This window comes from Sphingopyxis sp. H053 (assembly GCF_001468225.1).
Taxonomy (GTDB): Bacteria; Pseudomonadota; Alphaproteobacteria; order Sphingomonadales; family Sphingomonadaceae; genus Sphingopyxis.
Genome location: NZ_LNRU01000011.1, coordinates 106,065 through 129,683, shown reverse-complemented (window position 1 = coordinate 129,683; position 23,619 = coordinate 106,065). Strand labels below are relative to the sequence as shown.

General features: G+C 66.6%; 24 protein-coding genes. 20 read left to right on the top strand and 4 right to left on the bottom strand.

Annotation, left to right across the window (positions count from 1 at the left end; translation table 11 throughout):
* The first annotated feature begins 28 nt into the window (after positions 1–28).
* Genes ATE70_RS19595 through ATE70_RS19585 form a run of 3 tightly spaced genes read left to right on the top strand, consistent with a single transcriptional unit; the run spans position 29 to position 5,545 of the window.
* Positions 29–829 carry an ImuA family protein gene (locus ATE70_RS19595; protein WP_058539401.1) on the top strand — a complete coding sequence of 267 codons (801 nt, stop codon included), beginning with the start codon at positions 29–31 and terminating at the stop codon, positions 827–829.
* On the top strand, positions 744–2,282 hold the full coding sequence (locus ATE70_RS19590) for a Y-family DNA polymerase (RefSeq protein ID WP_058539366.1): 1,539 nt from the start codon (positions 744–746) through the stop codon (positions 2,280–2,282). The genes ATE70_RS19595 and ATE70_RS19590 overlap by 86 nt, the downstream gene beginning before the upstream one ends.
* On the top strand, positions 2,279–5,545 hold the full coding sequence (locus ATE70_RS19585) for an error-prone DNA polymerase (protein WP_058539365.1): 3,267 nt from the start codon (positions 2,279–2,281) through the stop codon (positions 5,543–5,545). Before ATE70_RS19590 ends, ATE70_RS19585 begins: the two co-directional genes overlap by 4 nt.
* A gap of 210 nt (positions 5,546–5,755) precedes the next feature.
* Here the strand turns inward: ATE70_RS19585 and ATE70_RS19580 are convergent, their stop codons facing one another.
* A complete protein-coding gene (locus ATE70_RS19580) occupies positions 5,756–6,586 on the bottom strand; it encodes a flagellin N-terminal helical domain-containing protein (RefSeq protein ID WP_058539364.1) in 831 nt (276 codons plus the stop codon).
* Positions 6,587–6,832: 246 nt separating this feature from the next.
* On the opposite strand from ATE70_RS19580, the gene fliE reads away from it, so the two are divergent.
* From fliE to ATE70_RS19495, 17 genes are read left to right on the top strand one after another with little or no spacing between them, the layout of a single operon-like run.
* The gene (gene fliE, locus ATE70_RS19575; protein ID WP_058539363.1) at positions 6,833–7,186 is read left to right on the top strand and encodes a flagellar hook-basal body complex protein FliE; all 354 of its coding nucleotides are present in this window, start codon (positions 6,833–6,835) and stop codon (positions 7,184–7,186) included.
* A 3-nt stretch (positions 7,187–7,189) separates the two neighbouring features.
* Positions 7,190–8,854 carry a flagellar basal-body MS-ring/collar protein FliF gene (gene fliF, locus ATE70_RS19570; RefSeq protein ID WP_058539362.1) on the top strand — a complete coding sequence of 555 codons (1,665 nt, stop codon included), beginning with the start codon at positions 7,190–7,192 and terminating at the stop codon, positions 8,852–8,854.
* The gene (gene fliG / locus ATE70_RS19565) at positions 8,847–9,878 is read left to right on the top strand and encodes a flagellar motor switch protein FliG (protein ID WP_058539361.1); all 1,032 of its coding nucleotides are present in this window, start codon (positions 8,847–8,849) and stop codon (positions 9,876–9,878) included. Before fliF ends, fliG begins: the two co-directional genes overlap by 8 nt.
* Complete coding sequence (locus ATE70_RS19560) at positions 9,871–10,473, top strand: FliH/SctL family protein (protein ID WP_058539360.1); 603 nt, start codon at positions 9,871–9,873, stop codon at positions 10,471–10,473. Before fliG ends, ATE70_RS19560 begins: the two co-directional genes overlap by 8 nt.
* The gene (locus tag ATE70_RS19555; protein ID WP_082639735.1) at positions 10,470–11,801 is read left to right on the top strand and encodes a FliI/YscN family ATPase; all 1,332 of its coding nucleotides are present in this window, start codon (positions 10,470–10,472) and stop codon (positions 11,799–11,801) included. Before ATE70_RS19560 ends, ATE70_RS19555 begins: the two co-directional genes overlap by 4 nt.
* Complete coding sequence (locus ATE70_RS19550) at positions 11,798–12,244, top strand: hypothetical protein (RefSeq protein ID WP_058539358.1); 447 nt, start codon at positions 11,798–11,800, stop codon at positions 12,242–12,244. The genes ATE70_RS19555 and ATE70_RS19550 overlap by 4 nt, the downstream gene beginning before the upstream one ends.
* Positions 12,241–13,416: a flagellar hook-length control protein FliK gene (locus ATE70_RS25700; protein WP_058539357.1), complete on the top strand. Its 1,176-nt coding sequence runs from the start codon at positions 12,241–12,243 to the stop codon at positions 13,414–13,416. Before ATE70_RS19550 ends, ATE70_RS25700 begins: the two co-directional genes overlap by 4 nt.
* A 17-nt stretch (positions 13,417–13,433) precedes the next feature.
* A complete protein-coding gene (locus ATE70_RS19540; RefSeq protein WP_058539356.1) occupies positions 13,434–14,039 on the top strand; it encodes a flagellar basal body-associated FliL family protein in 606 nt (201 codons plus the stop codon).
* Positions 14,036–14,986: a flagellar motor switch protein FliM gene (locus ATE70_RS19535; protein WP_058539355.1), complete on the top strand. Its 951-nt coding sequence runs from the start codon at positions 14,036–14,038 to the stop codon at positions 14,984–14,986. The genes ATE70_RS19540 and ATE70_RS19535 overlap by 4 nt, the downstream gene beginning before the upstream one ends.
* On the top strand, positions 14,979–15,311 hold the full coding sequence (fliN, locus tag ATE70_RS19530) for a flagellar motor switch protein FliN (RefSeq protein ID WP_058539354.1): 333 nt from the start codon (positions 14,979–14,981) through the stop codon (positions 15,309–15,311). The genes ATE70_RS19535 and fliN overlap by 8 nt, the downstream gene beginning before the upstream one ends.
* Positions 15,311–15,589 (top strand): flagellar biosynthetic protein FliO, encoded by a 279-nt coding sequence (locus ATE70_RS19525; protein ID WP_058539353.1) that lies wholly within the window; start codon positions 15,311–15,313, stop codon positions 15,587–15,589. Before fliN ends, ATE70_RS19525 begins: the two co-directional genes overlap by 1 nt.
* A complete protein-coding gene (fliP, locus tag ATE70_RS19520) occupies positions 15,579–16,349 on the top strand; it encodes a flagellar type III secretion system pore protein FliP (protein WP_058539352.1) in 771 nt (256 codons plus the stop codon). Before ATE70_RS19525 ends, fliP begins: the two co-directional genes overlap by 11 nt.
* A 4-nt stretch (positions 16,350–16,353) precedes the next feature.
* Positions 16,354–16,623: a flagellar biosynthetic protein FliQ gene (locus tag ATE70_RS19515; protein WP_037512577.1), complete on the top strand. Its 270-nt coding sequence runs from the start codon at positions 16,354–16,356 to the stop codon at positions 16,621–16,623.
* Positions 16,624–16,630: 7 nt separating this feature from the next.
* The gene (fliR, locus tag ATE70_RS19510) at positions 16,631–17,410 is read left to right on the top strand and encodes a flagellar biosynthetic protein FliR (protein ID WP_058539351.1); all 780 of its coding nucleotides are present in this window, start codon (positions 16,631–16,633) and stop codon (positions 17,408–17,410) included.
* 3 nt (positions 17,411–17,413) lie between these two features.
* On the top strand, positions 17,414–18,553 hold the full coding sequence (flhB, locus tag ATE70_RS19505) for a flagellar type III secretion system protein FlhB (RefSeq protein WP_058539350.1): 1,140 nt from the start codon (positions 17,414–17,416) through the stop codon (positions 18,551–18,553).
* A 45-nt stretch (positions 18,554–18,598) separates the two neighbouring features.
* Positions 18,599–19,969, top strand: a complete 1,371-nt coding sequence (gene fliD, locus ATE70_RS19500; protein WP_058539349.1) for a flagellar filament capping protein FliD — start codon at positions 18,599–18,601, stop codon at positions 19,967–19,969.
* A gap of 25 nt (positions 19,970–19,994) precedes the next feature.
* Positions 19,995–20,384 carry a flagellar export chaperone FliS gene (locus tag ATE70_RS19495; protein WP_058539400.1) on the top strand — a complete coding sequence of 130 codons (390 nt, stop codon included), beginning with the start codon at positions 19,995–19,997 and terminating at the stop codon, positions 20,382–20,384.
* A gap of 222 nt (positions 20,385–20,606) precedes the next feature.
* On the opposite strand, the gene ATE70_RS19490 is transcribed toward ATE70_RS19495, so the two are convergent.
* The 3 genes from ATE70_RS19490 to motA form a co-directional block, all read right to left on the bottom strand.
* On the bottom strand, positions 20,607–21,674 hold the full coding sequence (locus ATE70_RS19490) for a sigma-54 interaction domain-containing protein (RefSeq protein WP_058539348.1): 1,068 nt from the start codon (positions 21,672–21,674) through the stop codon (positions 20,607–20,609).
* Positions 21,675–21,870: 196 nt separating this feature from the next.
* Complete coding sequence (locus ATE70_RS19485) at positions 21,871–22,719, bottom strand: flagellar motor protein MotB (protein WP_058539347.1); 849 nt, start codon at positions 22,717–22,719, stop codon at positions 21,871–21,873.
* The gene (gene motA, locus ATE70_RS19480; RefSeq protein WP_058539346.1) at positions 22,719–23,582 is read right to left on the bottom strand and encodes a flagellar motor stator protein MotA; all 864 of its coding nucleotides are present in this window, start codon (positions 23,580–23,582) and stop codon (positions 22,719–22,721) included. Before motA ends, ATE70_RS19485 begins: the two co-directional genes overlap by 1 nt.
* Between the last annotated feature and the right edge of the window lie 37 nt (positions 23,583–23,619).

Sequence of the window (23,619 nt, the reverse complement as noted above, 5' to 3'; positions counted from 1 at the left end):
CGCTAATAGAACATATCAGGAACAAATGATGCGCGAGTCGTCTTCCCAACTCGCCGGGCTGCGCAAACGCATCGCCCGGCTGGCCGCCAATGGCGGTTTCGAAAGCCGCCGGGCCGACGGCTGGCTGGCGAGCGGGCACGCGTCCTTCGACGCCGCGATCGGCGGCGGCCTGATGATTGGGCGCACCCATGAATTTTTCGCCGCCGATGCGCTCGACGCGACGAGCGCCGCCGCCTTCGCCGCGCTGATCGCGCTGCGCACACCCGGCAAGGCGCCGCTGATCTGGCTGCGCACGAGCGATGCCGGCAAGCGCACGGGCCATATCTATGCCCCCGGTATTGCCGAGCTCGGCGGCGACCCCGACCGGCTTTTGCTCGTCGAGACCACCGATCCGAAGATGCTGCTCGCCTGCGCGAACGATGCGATCCGCTGTGCGGGATCGGCGGCGGTGATCGTCGAAAGCTGGGGCAAATTCCCTTTGCTCGACCTCACCGCGGGGCGCCGCCTCGCGCTCGGCGCGCGCGATGCGGGGACGATCTTGCTGATGCTCCGGCTCAATGCCGCGCCGGCGCCGAGCGTCGCCGAGACGCGCTGGAGTGTCGCCGCCGCCGCCTCGCACGCGCTCGAAGCGAACGCCCCCGGCGCGCCCGCCTTCGACCTCGAATTGCTGCGCTGGCGCGGCGGCGCTGCGCCCGCCCGCTGGCGACTGGACTGGAACCATGACGAAAAAGCTTTTGGGCCAAATGCCGACGAAGCGGCGCTATCTGGCGCTCTTCTTCCCCTTCCTGCCCGCCGAGCGATGGCTTCGCACGGCGCCGCGGCCGCCTGACGCGCCGCTCGTTTTCGCCGAGAAGCAGCGCGGCGCGATGCGCCTCGCCAGCGTCGATGCCGCGGCGCTCGCCGTCGGGCTGCGCGTCGGCATGCCGCTCGCCGATGCGCGCGCGCAGATCGGCGAGCTTACCGTCGTCCCGCACGACCCGGTGCTCGACCAGGACTGGCTCGACCGGCTCGCGCAGGGCTGCGCGCGCTACTCGCCGCTCGTCTCGCTCGACGCACCCGACGGGCTGATCCTCGACATCGCGGGCGCCGAACATCTGTACGGCGGTGAGGCGGAGCTCGTGCGCGATGCCGAGAGACGCCTCGCGCGGCTCGGCATGACCTTGCGCCACGCGCTCGGTCCGACCGCCGATGCCGCGCGCGCACTCGCGCGCTACCAGACGCGCCCTGCCCCCGACGAAGGGCAAGCGATCCGCCGCCTGCCCGTCGCCGCGCTCGAACTCGAAGCCGAAGCGACCACCGCGCTGGTCCGCGCAGGGCTCAAGACGATCGGCGACCTCGCGAGCCGCCCGATGGCGAATATCGCCGCGCGCTTCGGCGCCGACGCCGCGATGGCGCTGCGCCGTCTGCTCGGCGATGCGCCCAGCCCGCTCGCCCCGCGCATCGCCCTGCCGCCCGTGGTCGCCGAACGCCGCTTCGCCGAGCCGCTCGGCAGCACGGCGCACGCCACCAAAGTGCTAGCCGAACTCACCGGCGAAGCGATCGAGGAGCTTGGCGAACGCGGCAAGGGCGGGCGCCATTTCCGCGCGACCTTCTTTCGCAGCGATGGCCTCGCGCGCAGCATCGCGATCGAAACCGGCCACCCGACGCGCGACACGGGGCTGGTGATGCGCCTGTTCGCCGAGCGTATGGACAGCCTCGCCGACCCGCTCGACCCCGGTTTCGGTTTCGACATGATCCGCCTCGCGGTGCCGCGGCTCGAGCGGTTGACCGCGACGCAGTTGAAGCTGGAGGGCGGCGCGGTCCGCACGGCGAACGAAGGCGCGGCGATGGACGAACTCGCCGACCGGCTGACGACGCGGCTCGGACGCGGGCGGGTGCGGCGACTGCGCCCTGCCGATACGCATATCCCCGAACAGGCGCAGCTCGAACTGCCCGCAGCCGACGCCCCGCTCCCGCTGGCCTGGCCCGCGCCCGAGGAAGGCGAGCCGCCGACGCGTCCCTTCCACCTCTTCGATCCGCCGCAGCCGATCGAGGTGATCGCCGAGGTGCCCGACGGCCCGCCGCACCATTTCCGCTGGCGCCGCGCGACGCACGCGATCCGCCGTTACGAAGGCCCCGAACGTATCGCCGCCGAATGGTGGCGCCGCCGCGACAATGGCGGGCTGACGCGCGACTATTACCGCGTCGAGGATGCGCAGGGCCGCCGCTTCTGGCTCTTTCGCCACGGCCTCTACGACGAAAAGCCCGACCCGCGCTGGTATATCCACGGGGTTTTCGCATGAGCGAGGCTCCCGAAACCGGTTTTGCCGAAATGGTCGCCGCGACCAATTACAGCTTTTTGCGCGGGGCATCGCATCCCGCCGAAATGGTTGCGGAGGCGATCAACCTCGGCATGAAAGGCATCGGTATCGCCGACCGCAACAGCGTCGCGGGGGTGGTGCGGGCGTGGGCGTTCCTGAAAGAACAACAGGTGAAGAAGCCAGAGATGGTGGAGGGCTTCCGGCTAGTGGTCGGAGCGAGGCTCGTCTTTGCCGACGGCACGCCTGATATCGTCGCTTATCCCGCCAGCCGCCACGGCTGGGGACGGTTGACGCGCCTTCTTTCGGTGGGAAATCTGCAAGCGCAGAAGGGCGACTGCATTCTCAGCCTCCAGGACTTGCTCGGCCATTGCGAAGATTTGCTGCTGATCGCGATGGAGGGCGACGAGGAACTGCTCCGCACCCTCAAACGCGCAAGGCCGAAATCGGTGTGGCTGGCCGCAACGATGCCGCAATCTGGCACGGATGCGCGCCGGCTGGCGAAACTGCAGCACCTATCGGCAGCGACGGGTGTCCCGCTGCTCGCGACCAACGACGCGCTCTACGCGACCATAGGGCAGCGCCCACTCCACGACATCATCTCCTGCATCCGCGAAGGAACGACGGTCCTGAAAGCGGGCAAGCTCCTCCGCGCCAATGGCGAACGCCATCTGAAGACGCCTGCTGAAATGAAGCGGTTGTTCGATGGTTATCCCAAAGCGATCGAGCAAAGCACGAAGCTGCTCGCGCGCATCCACTTCGATCTGGAAGACCTGCGCTACGAATATCCGCACGAACCGGTACCGCCGGGCTGGAAGCCATTTTCCTATCTTCACCATCTGGTGAAGACTGCGGCGGAGAGCCGCTATGGCACACCCCTGCCCCCCAAGGTCAGGAAGCTTGTCGGCAACGAACTCCGGCTGATTCGCAGGCGGGATTATGTTTATTATTTCCTGACGGTCTATGATCTCGTCCGCTTCGCGCGTGCGCAAAACCCGCCAATCCTGTGTCAGGGGCGCGGTTCGGCCGCCAATTCGATCGTCTGCTTCCTGCTCGGCGTCACCTCGGTCGATCCGATGAAGCACGACCTTCTCTTCTCGCGCTTCGTATCCGCCGAGCGCGACGAACCTCCCGACATCGATGTCGATTTCGAGCACGAACGGCGCGAGGAGGTGATCCAGCATATCTATGACCGCTATGGCCGCGACCGCGCGGCCATAGCTGCAACGGTGATCCACTATCGCCCGCGCAGCACGATCCGCGAGGTCGGTAAGGCGCTGGGGTTCAGCGAGGATGTCACCGCACGCCTCGCCGACACGAGTTGGGGAAGCTGGGGCGACGAGGTGCCGGTCGAACGATTGGTCGAGGCGGGGCTCAACCCACACAATGGCGAGATCGAGCGATTGCACCGCTTCGTCGGTGAACTGCTGAAAGCGCCGCGCCACCTGTCGCAGCATGTCGGCGGATTCGTATTGACCGAAGGGCGGCTCGACGAGCTGGTGCCGATCCACAATGCCGCGATGGAGGATCGCACCTTCATCGAATGGGACAAGGATGACATCGACGCGCTGGGATTGATGAAGGTCGATGTGCTCGCCCTCGGCATGCTCACCTGCATCCGCAAATGCTTCGACCTGATGCGCGAACATGACCTCGGGAACCACACGCTGGAAGTCGACATCGATTGCGACGATCCCGAGGTGTACGGCATGCTGCAAAAGGGCGACAGCATCGGCGTGTTTCAGGTTGAAAGCCGGGCACAGATCAACATGCTGCCGCGGCTGCGCCCAGAGGTTTTCTATGATCTGGTCGTGCAGGTCGCGATCGTTCGCCCCGGCCCGATCGAGGGCGATATGGTCCACCCTTATTTACGCCGCCGCAACAAGGAAGAACCGGTCGAGTTTCCCGAGCCGTCGCCGCCACACCCGCCGGACGAATTGCATGACGTTCTGGGCAAAACCTTCGGCGTTCCCCTGTTTCAGGAACAGGCGATGAAGCTGGCCATGGTGGCAGCCGACTTCACCCCCGAAGAAGCGAACGGCCTGCGCCGCGCGATGGCGACCTTCCGCAACGTCGGGACGATCGAGAATTTCCGCGAGAAGATGATCGGCGGCATGGTCGCGCGGGGCTACAAGCAGGACTTCGCCGAGCGTTGTTTCAAGCAGATCGAGGGTTTCGGCAGCTACGGCTTTCCCGAAAGCCACGCCCAATCCTTTGCCCGGCTCGTCTATGTCTCGTCGTGGATCAAGCATTACCATCCCGCGGTCTTCGCATGCGGCATTCTCAATTCGCAGCCGATGGGCTTCTATGCTCCCGCGCAGCTCGTGCGCGATGCGCAGGAGCATGGTGTCGAGGTGCGCGAGGTCGATGTGAACGACAGCCATTGGGATAACAGCCTTGAGCGGCGCGCCGACGGCAGCCTCGCGCTCCGGCTCGGTTTCCGGCAGGTTGACGGGTTTCGCGAGGAATGGGCGAACCAGATCGTCGAGGCACGAACCACATCCTTCGCCTCGGTCGAGGAACTCGCGCGCCGCGCGGGCCTGCCGCCGCGCGCGCTGCGCCTGCTCGCCGAAGCCGATGCGTGCCGGTCGATGGGACTCGAACGGCGGCCGGCGCTGTGGGACGCGCGGCGCGTCCGCCAGGGCGTGTTGCCGCTGTTCGGCGCGGCCGAAACCGACGAGCTCGGTGCCGAGGAGGATGCGGAACTGCCGCCGACGCCGATGGTCGAGCATGTGCTCACCGATTATCAGACGACGCGGCTGTCGCTGAAGGGCCATCCGATGGCGTTCCTGCGCCGCGATTTCGCGCGTGAGGGCGTGCTGAGCGCGGCCGAGGTTATGGCGGCGAAGAACGGGTCGATCGTCCGCACCGCGGGGGTCGTGCTGATCCGCCAGCGGCCGGGCAAGGGCAATGCGATCTTCATCACGCTCGAGGACGAGGGCGGGATCGTCAACATCCTGCTCTGGGCGCGCCATTTCGAACGCTATCGCCGCGCCGTCATGGCGTCGCGGCTCATGCTCGCCGAGGGCGAGGTGCAGCGGAGCAAGGAGGGCGTGATCCACCTGATGGCGACGCGCATCGTCGATTGCACCGCGATGCTCGATACGCTGGGCAGCGACCGGCGTTTCGAACCCGACGTCTGCCGCGCCGACGAGGTCAAGCATCCGCAGCTGCCGCGGGGCTATGCGGCGAAGCATGGCCATCCGCGCGATGTCCGCATCCTGCCCAAGTCGCGGGATTTTCATTAGTTGGTTGTTTTCCGGCTGACGCCGGAAGCGGCACCGGCCCGCTCCCCCACCCGGCCTCCCATAGGATACTACCGTGGGGAGGCCGGGTGGGGGAGCGGGCCGGTGCCGCACCTTCGCAGAAAAGATGATGCCCCGGCTGTGGGGGCCGGGGCATCGGATCAGGCTATCTAAGGGACCAACCGAATATAGCCTGAAATTTATTTGCGAAGTTTAGCCGCGGAGCAGGTTCATCACGCCCTGCGAGCTCTGGTTCGCCTGGGCGAGCATCGCGGTCGATGCCTGCGCCAGAATGCCGGCAGCCGCGAGGTTCGTCGATTCGACCGAGAAATCGGCGTCTTCGATGCGCGACTTGGCTTCGTCCAGATTGGTGACGCGCGACGTCAAATTATCGACAGCCGAGGTCAGGCGGTTCTGCTGCGCACCGAGATTGGCGCGTTCGCTGGCGACATTGTCGATCGCCGTGTCAAGCACTGCCAGCGCAGAGGTAGCCCCGGCCTGCGTAGCGACGGAGATCGCACCGACGCCGGTAAGCGCCGTGCCGGCCGTGCCGAGGTTCGCGATGGTGATGTTCACGACCTCGGTGTTATTGATGCCGGTCTGGATATTGAACCCGGTGGCGGCGCTGCCGTCGAGCAGCTTGTTGCCGTTGAAGGTGGTTTGACCGACGACGTCGCCGATCTGCGCGATCAGCGCGGTGACTTCCTTCTGCACCAGCACGCGGTCGGGATCGCTGAGCGTGCCGGTCGATGCCTGCATCGACAGGTCGCGCATACGGACGAGGATGTCCGAGATGCTGCCCGCGGCGCTGTCAGCGGTCTGGGCGAGCGAAATGCCGTCGTTGGCATTGCGGATGGCCTGCGTGAAACCGCGCGATGCGGCCTCCATGCGGGTTGCGATGGCGAGGCCGGCGGCGTCGTCCTTCGCAGCGTTGATGCGCTTGCCGCTCGACAGGCGTTCCATCGCCTGCGACTGCGCCTGGCTGGCGACGCGCGAATTGTTCTGGGCGCGAAGCGCGCTCACATTGGTGTTGATGACAGTCATCTTTGTTCCTTTCCGGCCTCGATGGCCATTCCCGTGATGTGAGGGCTCGAGGAGCGGTCACGAAAGCAGTAACGGCGGGCGTCGGCGGCGCTTAAGCCCGCGTGTCAAAAAAATGCCGAAACGGCCCGACGGGCACCGACAATCCAGATCAATACACTGAAAATAAGCCATTAATTTTTTTGGCACGCGCTTTGCATTGTTCTTTGCGTGCGGCACATCGCCGCCGTCAGGACGGATGAAAAAGCAATGAGCACGATTGACCCGAGCCGACTGCTGCAGATGCGCAGTTCGATCCTCAATCAGAACCAGGCGCTGCAGCGCGCCGCGGGCCGCGGCGGGGTCGGCGCGGCCGAAGGCGGCGTCGGCGGCGCAGCGGGAGCCCCCGATTTCGGCGCCGCGATCAACAATGCGCTGCAACAGGTCAACGCGCAGCAGTCGAAGGCGAGCCAGATCACCGAAGCCTATGAGCGCGGCGACACGCACGACATCGTCAGCGTGATGATCGAGCGCCAGAAAGCCTCGCTCGGCTTCGAAACCACCCTGCAAGTCCGCAACAAGCTGCTGTCCGCATACCGCGACATCATGAACATGCCGGTGTAATCCATGGCCGAGACCCAGATCCTTACCCCCGTCCCCAACTCTGTGAACGACGGTAACGCGAACCGCCTCCCCGCCCCCGTCCTGGGCGGCCGGTTCGCGCCGTTCACCCAGTTCATGCGCCAGCCGGCGGTGCAGCGCGCGCTGCCCGCGATCGCGATGACGTCGGCGATCGGCATCGCCGCGCTCGCCTATTTCACGATGCAGGCGGCGCCGCAGGCGCAGCTGTTCGCCGGGCTCGACGATACCGACAAGGCGGCGGTCGCCGACGCGCTGCAGACGCAGGGCATCGGCCACAGCATCGATCCGACCACGGGCGCGCTGACCGTCGACGCCGACAAGCTGCATCAGGCGCGCATCGCACTCGCGGGGCAAGGCCTGCCAAAGGCGGCGCCGAGCGGCGACAGCCTGATCGCCGCGCTGCCCATGGGGTCGAGCCGCGCGATCGAGGGTGAAGCGCTGCGCTCGGCGCGCGAGGCCGATCTGTCGCGCACGATCGAGACGATCGACGCGGTCAAGAGCGCGCGCGTCCATGTCGCCGCCGCCGAACCCAGCCTGTTCGTCCGCGAAGACAAGCCCGCCACCGCATCGGTGATGCTGACGCTGCAGAACGGCCGTTCGCTGAGCGACGGTCAGGTGCAGGCCATCCGTTTCCTTGTCGCCTCGTCGATCCCCGGCATGAACGCCGATCAGGTGTCGGTGATCGATCAGCGCGGCGCTTTGCTCTCCGACACCGCATCGGGCAGCGACATGAAGGCGTTCCAGCTGCAGCTGCAGGTCGAAGACCGCTTCCGCCGTGCGCTCGACACCTTGCTCGGCCCGATGCTCGGCGCCGGCAATTATAGCGTCGAAGTCCACGCCGACGTCGACATGTCCGAAAGCCAGGCGACGCGCGAAAGCTTCCCCGAGAACGACCGTGCGCTGACCAGCGAGCAGATCACGCGCTCGACCAGCGGCACGAGCGCCCCCGCGGTCGGCATCCCCGGCGCGCTGTCGAACCAGCCGCCGCAGGCGACGACGGTCACCGCGACCGGCCCGCAGCCGGTCCCGCCCGGCGCCCCGGCGCCCGGCACCGAAAGCAACGAAAACGCCGCGCGCGCTTATGAAGTCGGCCGCGAGATTTCGGTGACGCACTCGCCGCAGGGCAAGCTGCGCCGCGTCTCGGTCGCGGTCGCGCTCAATCAGGGCAAGAAGGCGCTCACGCAGGCCGATCTCACCAAGATCGACAATCTGGTAAAGGGCGCGATCGGTTATGACGCGACGCGCGGCGATCTGGTCGCGATCAACCAGCGCCCGTTCGTGCAGGTCGAAGACACCGCGCCCGCCTTTTACGACCAGGGCTGGTTCATGCCGCTGGTCAAGCAGGTCGGCGCGATCCTCGCCGCGCTGCTCGCCTTCCTGTTCATCGGCCGCCCGATGATCCGCGCCGCCAAGGAACGCGCCGCGAAGCGCATCGCGCAGAATCAGGAACTCGAAGCATCGCTGCTCGCCGCCACCGACCGCCCGGCACTCGCCAGCGGTCAGGGCGGCCGCGAAATCACCCTCGAGATGATCGAACAGGCGCCGAGCTATGAAGCCCGCGCCAACCTCGTCCGCGCCTTCGTCCGCCAGGATTCGGCGCGCGCCGCGCTCGTCGTCCGCCACCTGATGCAGGAGGGCGCCCGTGCCTGAAGTCGCCGAACTCGATAACGCACCCGCCATGCCCGCGATCGAAGGATCGGCCGCCGCCGCGATCCTGCTGATGCTGCTCGACGAAAGCGAAGCCGCGACGATCCTGAAACAGCTCGGCCCCGAAGAGGTCCGCCAGCTGGCGAAAGCGATGTTCGACACGGCGAACGCCAGCGAACAACAGATCGGCCAGGCACTCGACCGCTTCGTGACGCGCAGCCGCGATGTCAGCGCGCTGGCGATCGGCGCCGACACGCGCATCCGCACCGTGATCAACGAAGCCGTCGGCAATGTCCGCGCCGACAATATCCTCGCCGCCGTCGCGCCGCAGCGGAGCGCCGCGTCGCTCGAAATGCTGCGCTGGATGGACGTCGACGCGATCAGCGGGCTGCTCGCCAGCGAGCATCCGCAGGTCGGCGCGCTGATCCTCTCGGTGCTCGTCCCCGATGTCGCCGCGCGCGCGATCGAAACGCTCGACGAAGTGCTGCAGGCCGACCTGGTGCTGCGCGCCGCGATGCTGACCTCGGTTCCCGCCGCGGCGATCGAGGATCTCGAAGCGGTGCTCGCGAGCGCCAATGTCGATGGCCAGCGCGTCGCCAAGCAGGCGATCGGCGGTCCGAGCGACGTCGCCAAGATCATGAAGAAGATGCCGAAGCAGCTGTCGGAGCGCACGCTTCGCTCGCTGAAGAAGCACGACCGCGTGCTCGCCCAGACGATCGAGGAAGAGATGTTCATCTTCGAAAACCTGCGCGACCTCGACAAGAAGAGCCTCAGCAGCGTGCTGCGCTCGGTCGACGCCGCCCAGCTCGCGATCGCGCTCAAGGGCGCCGACGAAGAGATGGTCGACATGTGCCTCGCGACCATGTCGCAGCGCGCCGCCGAAACGATCCGCGACGAGATGGCCGAAATGACGATGGTCAAGCGCGCCGACGTCGACGATGCGCAGAAGAGCGTGATGCAGATCGTCCGCCAGATGGCCGCATCGGGCGAAATCATGATCGCGGGCGGAGGCGACGATTATGTCTGATCGAGCCACCGAATCTGGCTTCGCGCCCGTCTCGCTCACCGAGGCGATGGCACGCGGCAGCGGCTTCCGCCCGATGTCCTTCGCGCCGGCCGTCTACACGGCGCAGGCGACCGAACAGGAAAGCATCGACGAACTCGACCTCGAAGATCCCTTCGCGCTCGGACTCGCCGAAGGCCAGCGTCTTGCCGAAGCCGCCTTTGTTGCCGAGCGTCACCAGCTTCTCGCGCTGCTTGCCGGCGCCGAAGCGCTGCAGGACGAACCGAGCGAAGAACTCGCGCAGCTGATCGCCGAAACGGTCGAACGGCTGGTGCGCCAGATCGTCGCCGCCGCGCCGATCGATGCCGAATGGCTGCAGGCGCAGGCCGAAACCGCCGCCGCGATGGTCGCCGACGCCGACAAGGCGCGCACGCTTTGGGTTCATCCCGAAGACGCCGTGCTACTCGCCGACGCTCCGTTGACGCTGGCGATCGAAAGCGATCCCGCGATGGTGCGCGGCACCGTCCGCCTCGAAACCTCGACCGGCTGGATCGAACATGGCCGCGCCGTCTATCTCGACGAACTGCGCACCGCGCTCGGTACGGAACACGCCGCGTGACCCGCCGCCTCGCCATGAGCGCGCAGCAGCTGCTCGACCCCGTCGACCTCGCGGGCGCCAGCCCGCGCCGCATCGGCACGCTCGTCGCGCACGAGGGGATCATGCTCGAAGTCTCCGGCTTCCCCCAGCCACTGGGCAGCAACGTCCGCATCAAGTCGGCCGACAATGACTATGTCTATGGCGAGGTCGTGGGCTTTCGTGGCCACCGCAGCCTTGTCCTGCCCTTCGACATGAACAAGCCGCTGGTCACTGGCGCGCCGGTCGAACCGCATGGCGCGAGCAGCATGGTCGCCGTCGGCAAGACCTTGCTCGGCCGCATCATGGATGCGCAGGGCAATCCGCTCGATGGCCGCCCCGCGATCCAGTCGCAGTTCCAGTGGCCGCTCGCCGGCCGCAAGGTCAATCCGCTGCGCCGCGGCCGCGTGACCAGGCCGCTCAACATGGGTGTGCGCGCGATCAACGGCCTGCTCACCGTCGGCGAAGGCCAGCGCGTCGCGATCATCGCGGGCTCGGGCGTCGGTAAGTCGGTGCTGATGGGCCAGATGATCGCCGGCACCGAATGCGACGTGATCGTCGTCGGGCTGATCGGCGAACGCAGCCGCGAAGTCAGCGACTTCGTCGAAACCAAGCTGCCCCCCGAAGTCCGCAAGAAATCGGTCGTCGTCGCGGTTCCCGCCGACCATCCGCCCCTCCTCCGCCTGCGCGCCGCGATGCGCGCGACCGCGATCGCCGAAGCGTTCCGCGCCGAGGGCAAGAAGGTGCTGCTGCTGATCGACAGCCTGACCCGCGTCGCGCATGCGCAGCGCGAGATCGGGCTGACCTTGGGCGAGCCCCCGACGATGAAGGGTTATCCGCCGTCGGTCTTCGCGCTCATTCCCTCGCTGTGCGAGCGCGCCGGCATCGACCGCGAAACCGGCGGATCGATCACCGCGCTTTACACCGTGCTCGCCGATGGCGGCGACATCGACGATCCCGTCGTCGACAGCGCGCGCGCGATCGTCGACGGCCATATCATCCTGTCGCGCCAGCTCGCCGAACAGGGCGTCTATCCGGCGATCGACGTCGCACGCTCGCTGTCGCGCACGATGGTCGATTCGGTTGATCCCGAACATGCCGCCGCCGCCGCGCGCTTCCGCCAGCTCTGGTCGCTCTATGAAGAGAATCGCGATCTGATGCTGATGGGCGCCTACGTCGCCGGCGCCGATCCGGTGCTCGACACCGCCATCGCGCGCCACGCCGACCAGCTCGCCTATGTTTCGCAACCTGCCAAGGCGCAGGTCGATTTCGACATTTCCCGCCAAGCCCTGATTGAAGGATATTCCGCATGAACGCCCGTACCGCACGCCGCAAACGTATCATTCGCGTGCGCTCCGTCGAACATCAGCAGGCGGAGGCCAATCTGGCGCGCGCCAATGGCGAACTGGCGAACCTCGTCGAACTCGCGAAGCGGCTCGAAACGCTGCGCGTCGACCTCGCGATGGCCAAGGGTGCGGTCGCCGGCCGCGCGCTCAACACGATCGGCGAACTCGCGATGCGGCTCGACATCGCGCAGGAAAGCCTGACCGCGCCGCTGAGCAATGCCAGCGAGCGCCGCGACCAGGCCGGCGCGCTGGCGCAGAACGCGATGGTCAGGGAAGAATCGGCGGTCCGCCTGTACGAACGCAGCCGGAAAGCGGCGCAGGTCGAACAGGAACGCCGCGACGACGCCAACCGCCCGCACCGCCCGCGCACGGGCATGCGCCTGCGGCTGATCGAAGGCGGCGCGGCATGATGAGCGCCCCCTCTCTCCCCACCATCCAGGGCGCGATGCCCGCGGGCTTCGCAACCTTCCTCGCCAACATCGGGCAGCTGCCCGAGGGTGGCGGCGAAGGCGGTTTCGACCAGCTGCTCGCCGCCGCGCCGGTCGCCGTCGCGCCGATCGCGAATCCTGCCGCCACGACGATCAAGATCGATCCCGCACCGGCCGTCGATGCCGCGGCCCCGCAGGTCGACGCCCCCCTCGAAACGGACGCCACCGCCGAAGCCCCCGCGGCGAAGGCCGAGCCAGCCAAGGCCGATCCCGCGGCGCTGGCCGCGAACCTGCTGATCGCGCTGAACGGCAGCATCCCCGGCGCCGCGCCCGCACAGACGTCTGGCAAGCCGGTTGCGGCCAAGCCCGAAGCGGATGCCGCATCGCCCGACACGGCGGCGACCGGCGAGTCCGTGGCGGCTGCGCCGGTCACGAATTGGGCCGCGATCGTAGCGGCCGCAATCCCCGCCGCCGCACCCCCGACCGCCGCAAAACCCGCGAAGCCGGCGGAAGCCGCGGCGGCTCCGGCCGACACCAGCGCCCCCGCGCTTCCCGTTGCCGCGCGCCCGCGCGATGCCGCGATGCCGATCCTCCCCGGAGCCGAGCCACCCGTCGCCAAGCCCGTCGAGGCGGCGCCGTCGATGACGATCCTCTTCGCGCAGCCCGCCGCACAGAGTGCCGCGACGCTCGCCGAAGCAGCCGCGCCCGCGGTGATCGCCGAACGCGTGCTCGATATGGAAAGCGACGGCGCGTGGATCGACCAGCTCGCGCGCGACATCGCCGCGACCAAGTCGGACAGCGGCGACATCAGCTTTCGCCTGATGCCCAAGCATCTCGGCCGCCTCGACGTCGCGATGCAGATGGGCGACGAGGGCGTGTCGCTGAAAATGGACACGCGTCACGAAGCGACCGCGACGATCGTTACCGCCGCACAGGGCCGCCTCGTCGAAGAATTGCGCCAGCAGGGCGTGCGCGTCGCCGGCGCCGAAGTGACCTGCACGCCGGGCGAGACCGGACGCCAGTCGCAAAGCCAGGGCCAGGGTCAGGGCCGCACCGCCGCGCCCGACACCTCGCACCTCATCGAAACCGCCACCGAACGCGCCGAGCCGCGTGACGAAGACCGCGCCGCCGACCGCCGCGGCCGCTTCGCCTGATCAGAAAGGGTCCCATCATGGCCAAGGATAATATCGAAGGCGCCCCCAAGAAGAAGGGCTCGTTCAAGAAGCTGCTGTTCATCGGCGTCGCCGCGATCGCACTGATCGGCGCCGGCGCGGGTGCGGGAATTTATTTCGGCGCGCTGCAGGCGCATGAGGCGAAGCCCGAGGATCATTTCCCCAAGCTGGTCGAGCGCAGCGAAGGCGAGCCCGAGCCGGCCGCCGAGGGCGACGACAAGGAAGCGCCGCCGAAGGTCGGCACGGTGTCGGTCCCGAACGACAAGTTCAAGGTCGATCCCAAGAAATATGAGATCACCTATTACCCGATCGCCGACAGCTTCACGACGAACCTCGCCGACGGATCGGGCTTCCTGCAGGTCGGTATCAGCCTTTCGACCTTCTACGACGGCAAGGTTATCAATAATATCAAACGGCAGGCTGTTCCGATCCGTTCGGTCGTGCTTATGGTGCTCGCCGAACAGGATCCGGCGTTGCTTTCCACATCACAGGGGAAACAGCGGCTGCAGCGTCAGCTGACGGCCGCGATCAACGATGTGTTGCGCGACAAGGAAGGTTTCGGGGGCATCGACAATGTTTATTTCACGAGCCTGGTGATTCAGTGACCACCAGCACGAAAACCGTCAAAGCCGTGAAGGCACCGGCCGCACCTGCACCAGCAGTTGCGGCCACGCCTGCGGATACCCGGGAATCCCTGCTGCTGCGCCGGGCAGCGGACGGCTATGCCTTCCCCGCGCTCGAAGGCGTCGCGAACCAGTTTGCGCGCAGTCTGCGCGACCTGATCCGCGCGCTCGGCGCGCCGACGGTCCAGATCGAACGGTCGGGCGCCGAACAGGTCAGCTTTGCCGAATGGAGCGCGTCCGCTGCGCCCGCGATCTTCTGGCGCTATCATGCGCCGCCGCTCAAGGGGCCGGTGATGCTCGCGGGCTCGCGCTCGCTGCTGCTCCAGCTCGTCGACATCTTCTATGGCGGCCGCGGCCAGCTCGCCGCCGAGCGCGAGGAACTGACCGACGCCGAGGACCGCTTCGCCGCGCGCCTCGGCCGCGACATCGGGATGCAACTCGCCGCCGCATGGCGCGGCAAGCTTGCGATCGAGCCCGAACTCGATTGCGTCACCGCCGATCCCGCCAAGCTCGCCGCGGTACGCGCCGACGATGAATTGTTCGTCCAGCGCTTCACGCTGCGCGGCGCCCCGTTCGAGGGGCGGACGATCATGTGCGCCTATCCGGTCGCCGCGCTGCGCGGAATCGCGGGCGACGAACTGCTTCCCGACATGCAGGGCAATAGCGGCGGCGATCCGGTCTGGGCGGGCGCGCTCGACAGGGCGCTGCGCGACGTGCGCATGCCCGTCCGCTCGGTGCTCGCGCGCCCCGAGATCAGCCTCGTCAAGCTGCTCGCGCTCGAAGTCGGCGACATCATCCCGCTCAATATGCCGCGCCATGTGCCGGTGACCGTCGCCGGACGCAGCTTCGCGCTCGGCAGCATCGGCGAGGCCAATGGCAACGCCGCGATCATGATAGACCATATCGAAAAAGGACCGGACCATGACTGATATCAGCGACGCCCCGAAGGCGCGCGCCGACCGGCGCGACAAGAGCATCGCCGCCGCACCCAATTTCGACCTGCTCGCCGGCGTTTCGCTGCGCGTGTCGGTCGAGGTCGGGTCGACCTCGATGACGCTCTCCGAACTGCTCGCGATCGATGAGGGCAGCGTGATCGAACTCGACCGCGCTGCGACCGATCTGCTCGACATTTATGCGAACGGCACGCTGATCGCGAAGGGCGAGATCGTCAGCATCGACGGCCGCTATGGCATCCAGGTCGCCGAAGTCGTCGCGCCGGCGCGCGGGCTCGAAGGTTTCGAGCGGAGAGCCTGATGTTCGAATATATCCTCCGCCTGCTCATTCTGCTGCCGCTCGTCGGCGGCATGGCGTGGGGCAGCCTGTGGCTGTGGAAGCGCGTCCAGATGGGCGTACCGCTCGGCGGCGGCGGCGCAAAGACGCGCGCCGTCGAAATGATCGACGTGCTGCCGCTCGGCCCCGGATCGAAACTCGCGGTGGTCGAATTCGCGGGACAGCGCGTGCTGATCGCGGTGTCGCGGAGCGGCATCACGCGGATCGCCGACGACAGCCAGGGCGACTTCCATGCGGACTGATCGCCGCTTCTGGCTGCGCGCCGCGGCGCTCGCCGGCGGCGCCGCGCTGCTCTGCGCCGCGCCCGCCGCTTATGCGCAGGCCGCCGACGGGCTGAGCCGCGCGGTCGGCGAAATCGGCGGCGATGGCCGTCCGTTGAGCCTGTCGCTCCAGATCCTCGTCCTAATGAGCCTGCTGACGGTATTGCCGTCGCTGCTGCTGATGATGACCAGCTTCACGCGCATCATCATCGTGCTGTCGATTCTGCGCCACGCACTCGGGCTGCAACAGACGCCGCCGAACCAGGTGCTGGTCGGCTTGAGTTTGTTCCTCTCGCTATTCGTGATGGCGCCGGTGATCAGCGAAGTGAACCGCGTCGCGATCGAACCTTATGGCCAGGAACAGATCGATATCGGCGAAGCGGTGTCGCGTTCGGGCACCGCGCTCCACGGCTTCATGATGAAGCAGACGCGCAAGACCGACCTGATGATGTTCGCCAAGATCGCGAAAGCGCCGACCTATGCGAGCCCGAAGGACGTGCCCTTCTCGATCCTGCTGCCCGCCTTCGTCACCAGCGAACTCAAGACCGCGTTCCAGATCGGCTTCCTGATCTTCCTGCCCTTCCTCGTCATCGACCTGATCGTCGCCTCGGCGCTGATGTCGCTGGGTATGATGATGCTGTCACCGACGATCATATCGATGCCCTTCAAGCTGCTGCTCTTCGTCCTCGTTGACGGCTGGGCGCTGACGATGGGATCGCTCGCCTCCTCCTTCGTGAGTTAGCGGGATGGAGGCCGACTATTTCATCGGGGTCGCGCAGCAGTCGCTGTGGATCCTCGCGCTCGCCTCGGCGCCGCTGCTGCTGCCGGTGCTCGTCATCGGCGTACTGCTCGGCATGGTGCAGGCGGCGACGTCGATCAACGAACAGACGCTGACCTTTGTGCCCAAGCTGATCGTCGCGGCGATCTGCCTTGCGATTTTCGGTGGCAGCATCCTCGTCCTGCTCACCGATTTCACCCGCGAAATCTTCGCGCAGATCCCGGCGTTGGTGCGCTAGGCGCACAATGAACCCCGCCGACATCCCGAATATCGAGGCGATGCTCCAGCTGTGGATGCTGGGGATGATCCGTCCCGGCGCCGCCTTCATCGCCGCGCCGGTGTTCGGCGCGACGAGCGTACCGGTGCAACTGCGGCTGGTGATCGCGCTCGCGGTCGGGGTGCCTGCGGTCGCGGCGTCGGGCATGACGTTGCCGCCTGAAGGGATCGTATCGGTCCCGGGCTTTTTCCTCATCATCGGCGAGGTCGTGATCGGCCTCGCGATGGGCTTCGTACTCCAGATGGGGCTCGCCGCGGCGCTGCTCGCGGGCGAGGCGATCAGCAACGCGATGGGACTCGGCTTCGCGTCGATGGTCGATCCGCTCAGCGGCGCGTCGAGTTCGGCGATCGGCCAGTTCCTGTCGATGATGGCGACCGCGCTGTTCCTCGCCGCCGACGGCCATCTCGTGCTGATCGGCATCATCGTCGACAGCTACAGCGCACTGCCTCCCGGCAACGCGTTTCCGTCGTGGGATGCGATCGGCGGGCTGATCCGTTTCGGCAGCCTGATGTTCGCGGCAGGGCTTACCATCGCGATGCCGGTCGGCTTCGTGCTGATCCTCGTCCAGATCATCATGGGTGTGATCGGCCGTTCGGCGCCGGCGCTCAACCTGTTCGCGGTGGGTATCCCCGCAACCTTGCTCGCCGGGATCGTCCTGCTCGGCGTCGCGACGCCGGCGATGGCCGAGGCGATCGCGCGCATCCTGTCCGACGCGCTCGACACCGCGCGTATGGTCGCGGGCATCTGAGCGATGGCGGGCACGACCGAGAAGGACCAGAAAACCGAACAGCCGACGGCAAAGAAGCTGTCGGACTCGGCGCGCGAAGGCGATGTGCTGATGTCGCGCGAACTCGCGACGGCGCTGGCGATGCTTGCTGCCGCGGGCTGGATGGTCGCCGCAGGCGGCTGGTTTGTCCAGTCGGCGGGCGATCTCGTCCGCCGCGGGCTGACCTTGACCGCCGCCGACGTCGCCGATTTTGCGCCCTCCGAGGCGCTGATGCGCAACGGCGCCGAAATCCTGCTGCCGCTCGCGAGCCTGTTCGCGCTGACGCTCGGCGCCGCGGTCGCGGGACCGGCGATGCTCGGGTCGATAGGCTGGCGCGGCAAGGCGCTTCACTTCAAGGGCAACCGCATGAGCCCGATGGCCGGGCTCAAGCGCATGTTCGGGATGCAGGGCGTCACCGAACTCGGCAAGGCATTGGCGAAAGTGCTGTTGCTTGGCAGCATCGGTTACTGGCTCGTCCTGAACAGCCTGCCCGCGATCATGACAATGGCGTCGACCGACCTGATGGCCGCGATCGGCCTGGCCGGAAAGGAAATCGGCCATGCGATGCTGGTGCTCGCCGGCGGGCTGGTCGTCATCGCGCTGATCGATGTGCCGGTGCAGTGGTTCACGCGCAACCAGCGGCTGATGATGAGCAAGCAGGAAGTGAAAGAAGAAATGCGCCAGTCCGACGGCGCCCCCGAACTCAAGCAGGCGCAGCGCCAGCGTGCGCACGACATATTGAGCGGATCGGCGCGCAAGGCGGTGTCCGACGCGACCGTCGTCCTCACCAACCCGACGCATTTCTCGGTCGCGCTGCGCTATCGTCCCGGGGTCGATGCGGCGCCCGTCGTCGTCGCGCGCGGGCGCGGCGATGTCGCGCTCTCGATCCGCGAGCTGGCGCGCGGTGCCAATGTCCCGCTGCTCGAATATCCGGCGCTCACGCGCGCCATCTATTTCACCGCGCGCGCCGGCCGCGTGATCCCCGAAGAATTGTTCGTTGCGGTCGCCACGGTGCTCGCTTTCGTGTTCCAGCTCGAACGCGCGGCCGCCGAAGGCACGGCGCCGCCCGCGATCGACGTGCCGCCTTCGCATCGTTTCGATCCCGAAGGGCGCCGTCAGGCTTAAACTTGTCCGCGCGCCGCCGTTAAGGGGTTCGAAGGATATTTTGCCATGGTCAGTTCAATCGCCAACAGCCTCGGCTTCGGGTCGGGCCTCGACGTCAAACAGCTCGTCACCGACCTGTCGAACGCGTCGCGCGATCCGAAGATAAAGCGCATGAACTCGCTCAACCAGGCGAACCAGACGCGGATCAGCGCGCTGGCGCAGGCGCGATCGGACCTCGACGGCTTTGCCAATTCGCTGGGCCAGATGGTCAGCGACGGCACCTTGCGCAGCACGCCGACCGTTTCCGACGAAAGCGTGCTCAGCGCCACCAGCCGCGCCGGCCTGTCGGCTGACAGCTTCGCCGCGACCGTCGTCGTGACGCAGCTCGCGCGCGCGCAGACCAATTATTCCGCCGTCGTCGCCGACCGTACCGCCGCGATCGGCGCGGGCACGATGACGCTGACCGTCGGCGGCGTCGCCAAGACGATCGCCATCGGCGCCACGAACAACAGCCTCGAGGGGCTGACCAATGCGATCAACGCGAGCGGCGCCGGCGTGACCGCGTCGATCATCGCCGATGAGGGCGGCCACCGCCTGATCGTCAAAGGCCCGACGGGCGAAGTCGGTGCATTCACCCTCACCGCCGACGCCGGTGCCGACCCGGGCCTGACGGCCTTTTCGACCAGCGGCGGCATGACCGTGGGCCAGACCGCCACCAACGCCGAATTCACGATCGACGGCGTGGCCTTCAGTCGCGCGAACAACATCGTCGACGATGTGATTCCCGGCATGTCGCTCACGCTGAAAAAGGCGGCGCCCGGACAAGGCGTCGACATCGGTGCGAGCCGCCCGCTCGAGATGATCAAGCAGACCGTCGGCGATTTTGTTTCGGTCTATAACCAGCTCAAGAAAAGCCTCGTCGCGGCCTCCAGCATGTCGGGCGCGACGACCTCGCTCCGTGAGATCGAACGCGAACTTTCCGGCCTCGTCAACAAGGTGCTATCAAGCCACGGCAGCATCAACAAGCTGTCCGACATCGGCATTTCGTCGACGAAGGACGGCCTGCTTTCGGTCGACAACGCCAAGCTCGACAAGATGCTCGCCAGCGACGCGGGCGCGGTCGAGGCGCTGTTCAATCCGCGGCGCGACGCGACGCACACCGAGATAAGCGATCCCGGGATCGCCTTTGCGCTCGACGCGATCCGCGACAAGGCGGTCGGCGTCAATGGCGCGATCGATCGCGTCTCGAAAACGCTGGACGCCAAAAAGGAAAATCTCATCGATCAGCTCGAGAAGATCGAGGAGCGCGAGAGCGCTTATAAGGCGCGGCTCGAGAAGCAATATGGCACGCTCGAAGCCAAGCTCGCGGCGTTCAAGGCGACGCAGACCTATCTCGAACAGCAAATCAAACTCTGGACGAACCAGGGTAACGACTAAGAACTAGGACTTGGGGACCGCCGCCGTGAACGCTACCGCCTCGACCGTCCGGGCGACCGGGCTTTATCGCCGATTGCAGCATGAAAGCCGCGCCGCTGCCGCCGACCCCGTCGAGCTGGTCACCATGCTCTACGACGAGCTGGAGACCGCCGTGGGCGTGCTGGGGGCGATGATCCGGCAGGGGCAGCGCGTGTCGGCGACCGAACCCGCGCACCGCGCGCGCGCGATCCTGATCGGTCTCGACGCGGGACTCGATCGCGACAAGGGCGGCGATGTCGCGACCGCGCTGTCGCGCGTCTATCGCAGCATGCGCCGCAAGCTCGACGATGCCGTGGCCGCGAATAGCGCCGAGGGTCTTGCCGAGCTGCTCGAAGGAATTTTGACGATCAGCGCGGCCTGGCGCCAGCTTCGATAGAGTTTTTCCACTGACGTGGAACGGCACCGGCCCGCTCCCCCACCGCCCGAAGACGACGCGTGGCGTCGAAGGGCGGTGGGGGAGCGGGCCGGTGCCGCATTCATTCAATCAAATGCCCGCTGGTTACCCGGCCGCCCATGGTGGGGACGGGCGGCCGGGTGGTGCGGGAGCGGACCAGAGCTCCCTTTTTCAGCGGGTGCTGAAACTTGTATCGCGGCCGAGTCAGGCGGCCTGCTGGTGAACCCCGTACTTGCGCATCTTTTCGATCAGCGTCGTGCGCTTCAGCGTCAGCAGGCGCGCCGCTTCGGAAATGATGCCGTCGGCAAGGTCGAGCGCGACGTAAATCTGTTCGAGTTCGATCGTTTCGATCTCGCGCTTGAGATCGATCGGGCGGCCCGGTGCCGGCGTCTTGGCGTGCGGCGCGGCCGGAGCCGAGGCGACCTGATCTTCCGCGCTGGCTTGCGCCGCGACGGGGCTGCTGGGGACAGCCCGTCGCGGTGCAAGCGCTGCGGTGGGGTTCAAAAGCATGGCGACGTCGTCGAGACCGAGCGTCTCGCCGCCATGGAGAACGCTGGCGCGCTCCACGAAATTCCTGAGTTCACGGACATTGCCCGGCCATGCATGCTGCATCAGCAGCGTCATCGCCGCGTCGTCGAAACGGCATTTGGCGTCGGCGGGCATCTGGCGCTGGAAGTGGCGGATGAGCGCCGGAATATCCTCGACGCGGTTGGCAAGGCTGGGGACCTGGAGCACAACCACGCCGAGCCGGAAGAACAGGTCTTCGCGGAATTTGCCATCGGCGATCGCGGCGCCGAGATCCTGGTGGGTAGCCGAAATGACGCGGACGTCGACGGCCTTCACGTCGCTGCTGCCGACGCGGACAATCGTCCGGTCTTCGAGCACGCGGAGCAGTTTGACCTGCATGTCGAAACGCATGTCGCCGATTTCGTCGAGGAAGAGCGTGCCGCCCTCGGTCGCTTCGAAATGGCCGATGCGGCGGGCATGGGCGCCGGTGAAGCTGCCCTTTTCATGCCCGAAGAGTTCGGATTCGATGAGTTCGCCGGGGATTGCGCCGCAATTGATGGCCGAAAAAGCCTTGCCGGCACGGGCGCCTTCGTCGTGAATGGCGCGGGCAACAAGTTCCTTGCCCGAGCCCGACGGGCCGCAGAGCATCACCGAGGCGTTCGAGCGCGCCACGCGGCGGATCATCTCGCGCAGCCGGCAGGTCGCCGGGCTCGTGCCGATGATCAGCGCTTCGAGCGCTGCATTGTTGTTCTGCCCCAGTGTCATTTCAGTCTCCACCGCACCGCCCGCTCGGTGCCCCCTTCGATGGACTCAGGAATTGACGAAATTGGTAAACGAAAGCTTATCAGCTGTTAGCTAACCCATTCAAAACAAAGAGATATTGCCAGATTGGAAGTAATTAACGCGCAATCGCGTTAACTATCTCCAATATGCTGCCAAATTGGCACTAATTGCCACGCGTCTAGCGCCAGCCCAGCGTGATCGAGATGCGGCGATTGCGCGGATCGAATCGGTCGGAGGGAACATAGGGCTCGCGATCGGCCACCCCTTCGATTCGCGAAAAGCGATTCGAGGCGATACCGCGGAACTCGAGATAGTGGCGCGTGACCTCCGCCCGGTCGACCGACAGACGCCAGTTGTTCGTCCCAGACTTCGCCGACCAGGGGGCGGCGTCGGTGTGGCCGCGGATCATCACCTTGTTCGTTACCGCCGCGACGGGCTTCGCGATTTCGCTGAACAGCCGCGCGCCGTCGGGGGTCAGCTGGCTGGTGCCGATCACGAACATCGAAAAATCCGCATCGTCGACGACGTCGATGCGCAGCCCTTCAAGCGTTTCGGTAAAGCGCAGGTTCGGCGCGAGACGCTTGAGGTCGCCCTTTGCCTGCAATTGATCCATCAGCGTCTGGGCGAGCTTCCTGAACTGCTCCTTGTCGCTCGCGCGCTCGCGCCCCGACGCTTCGCGCGGTCCGCCCGTGGCGTCGCGCGGAATCGTCATGGCGCGCGTGCCCGTCTGCGCCGCGCCATGTGGGTATTTGTCCGCCGCGACCAGCGAGTCACCACCGAACAGGCCCGTCGACCCGGCGGTCTCGGTCTTGGTCTGGACGATCGTCGGCGCGAAATAGTCGGCGAGCGCCTTGCGCTGCGCCTCGTTCGTCGCACCGAGCAGCCACATCAAAAGGAAGAAGGCCATCATCGCGGTGACGAAGTCCGCATAGGCGACCTTCCACGCGCCGCCGTGATGGCCGCCGTGCGCTTGCTGGATCACCTTCTTGACGATGATCGGCCGCGGCATGTTCGGACGCGCGGCCATCAGCGGCCCCGCATCCCGTCGAACACCTCGGCAAAGCTCGGCTGGTTATGATGGTCGACGCCCGACCGCGCAGCCTCGATCACCAGCGGCTGCGGATGGCCGTGGAGCGACGCGATGATCAGCTGCTTCACCGTATGATAGATGGCGGCGTCGCTTTCGATCACCGCCTTGGCGCGCGTCGCGAACGGGCCGACGAGACCGTAGGCGAGGAGCACGCCGAGGAAGGTGCCGACGAGCGCCGAGCCGATCATCGCGCCGAGGATCGCCGGCGGCTTGTCGATCGAGCCCATCGTCTTCACGACGCCGAGCACCGCGGCGACGATGCCGAGCGCGGGAAGCGCGTCGGCAAGGCTCTGCAGACCTTCGGCGGGCTTCATCGAATGATGATGGTGGCTCTTCAGCGCATTATCCATCACCTCTTCGACCGCGTGCGGATCGAGCGTGCCCGACGACACGACGACGAGGCGTAGCGTGTCGCAGATCAGATGGACGAGCGTGTCGTCCTTCAAAAGCTTGGGATATTGCTGAAAGATCGTCGAGTTTTTCGGATCCTCGATGTGCGGCTCGACCGCAACCGGTCCTTCGGTGCGCATCATCTTCATCAGCGTCGAGACGAGCAGGATGCAGTCGAGATAATCCTGCTTCTTATACTTCGGTCCCTTGAACACCTTGGCGAGCCCGCCGCCGAGCGCCTTCAGGTCGGCACCCGAATTGCCGATGATCAGCGAGCCGAGTGCCGCACCGCCGATGATCAGCATTTCGTGCGGCAGCGCGTGCATGACGGGACCCAGATTGCCGCCGGTCAGCGCGAAGCCCCCGAAGACCAGCAGGATCAGTACGACAATGCCGACAACGGGAAACATGTGCGAGCAAACTCCATTCGGACCCGGCTGTCGAAGC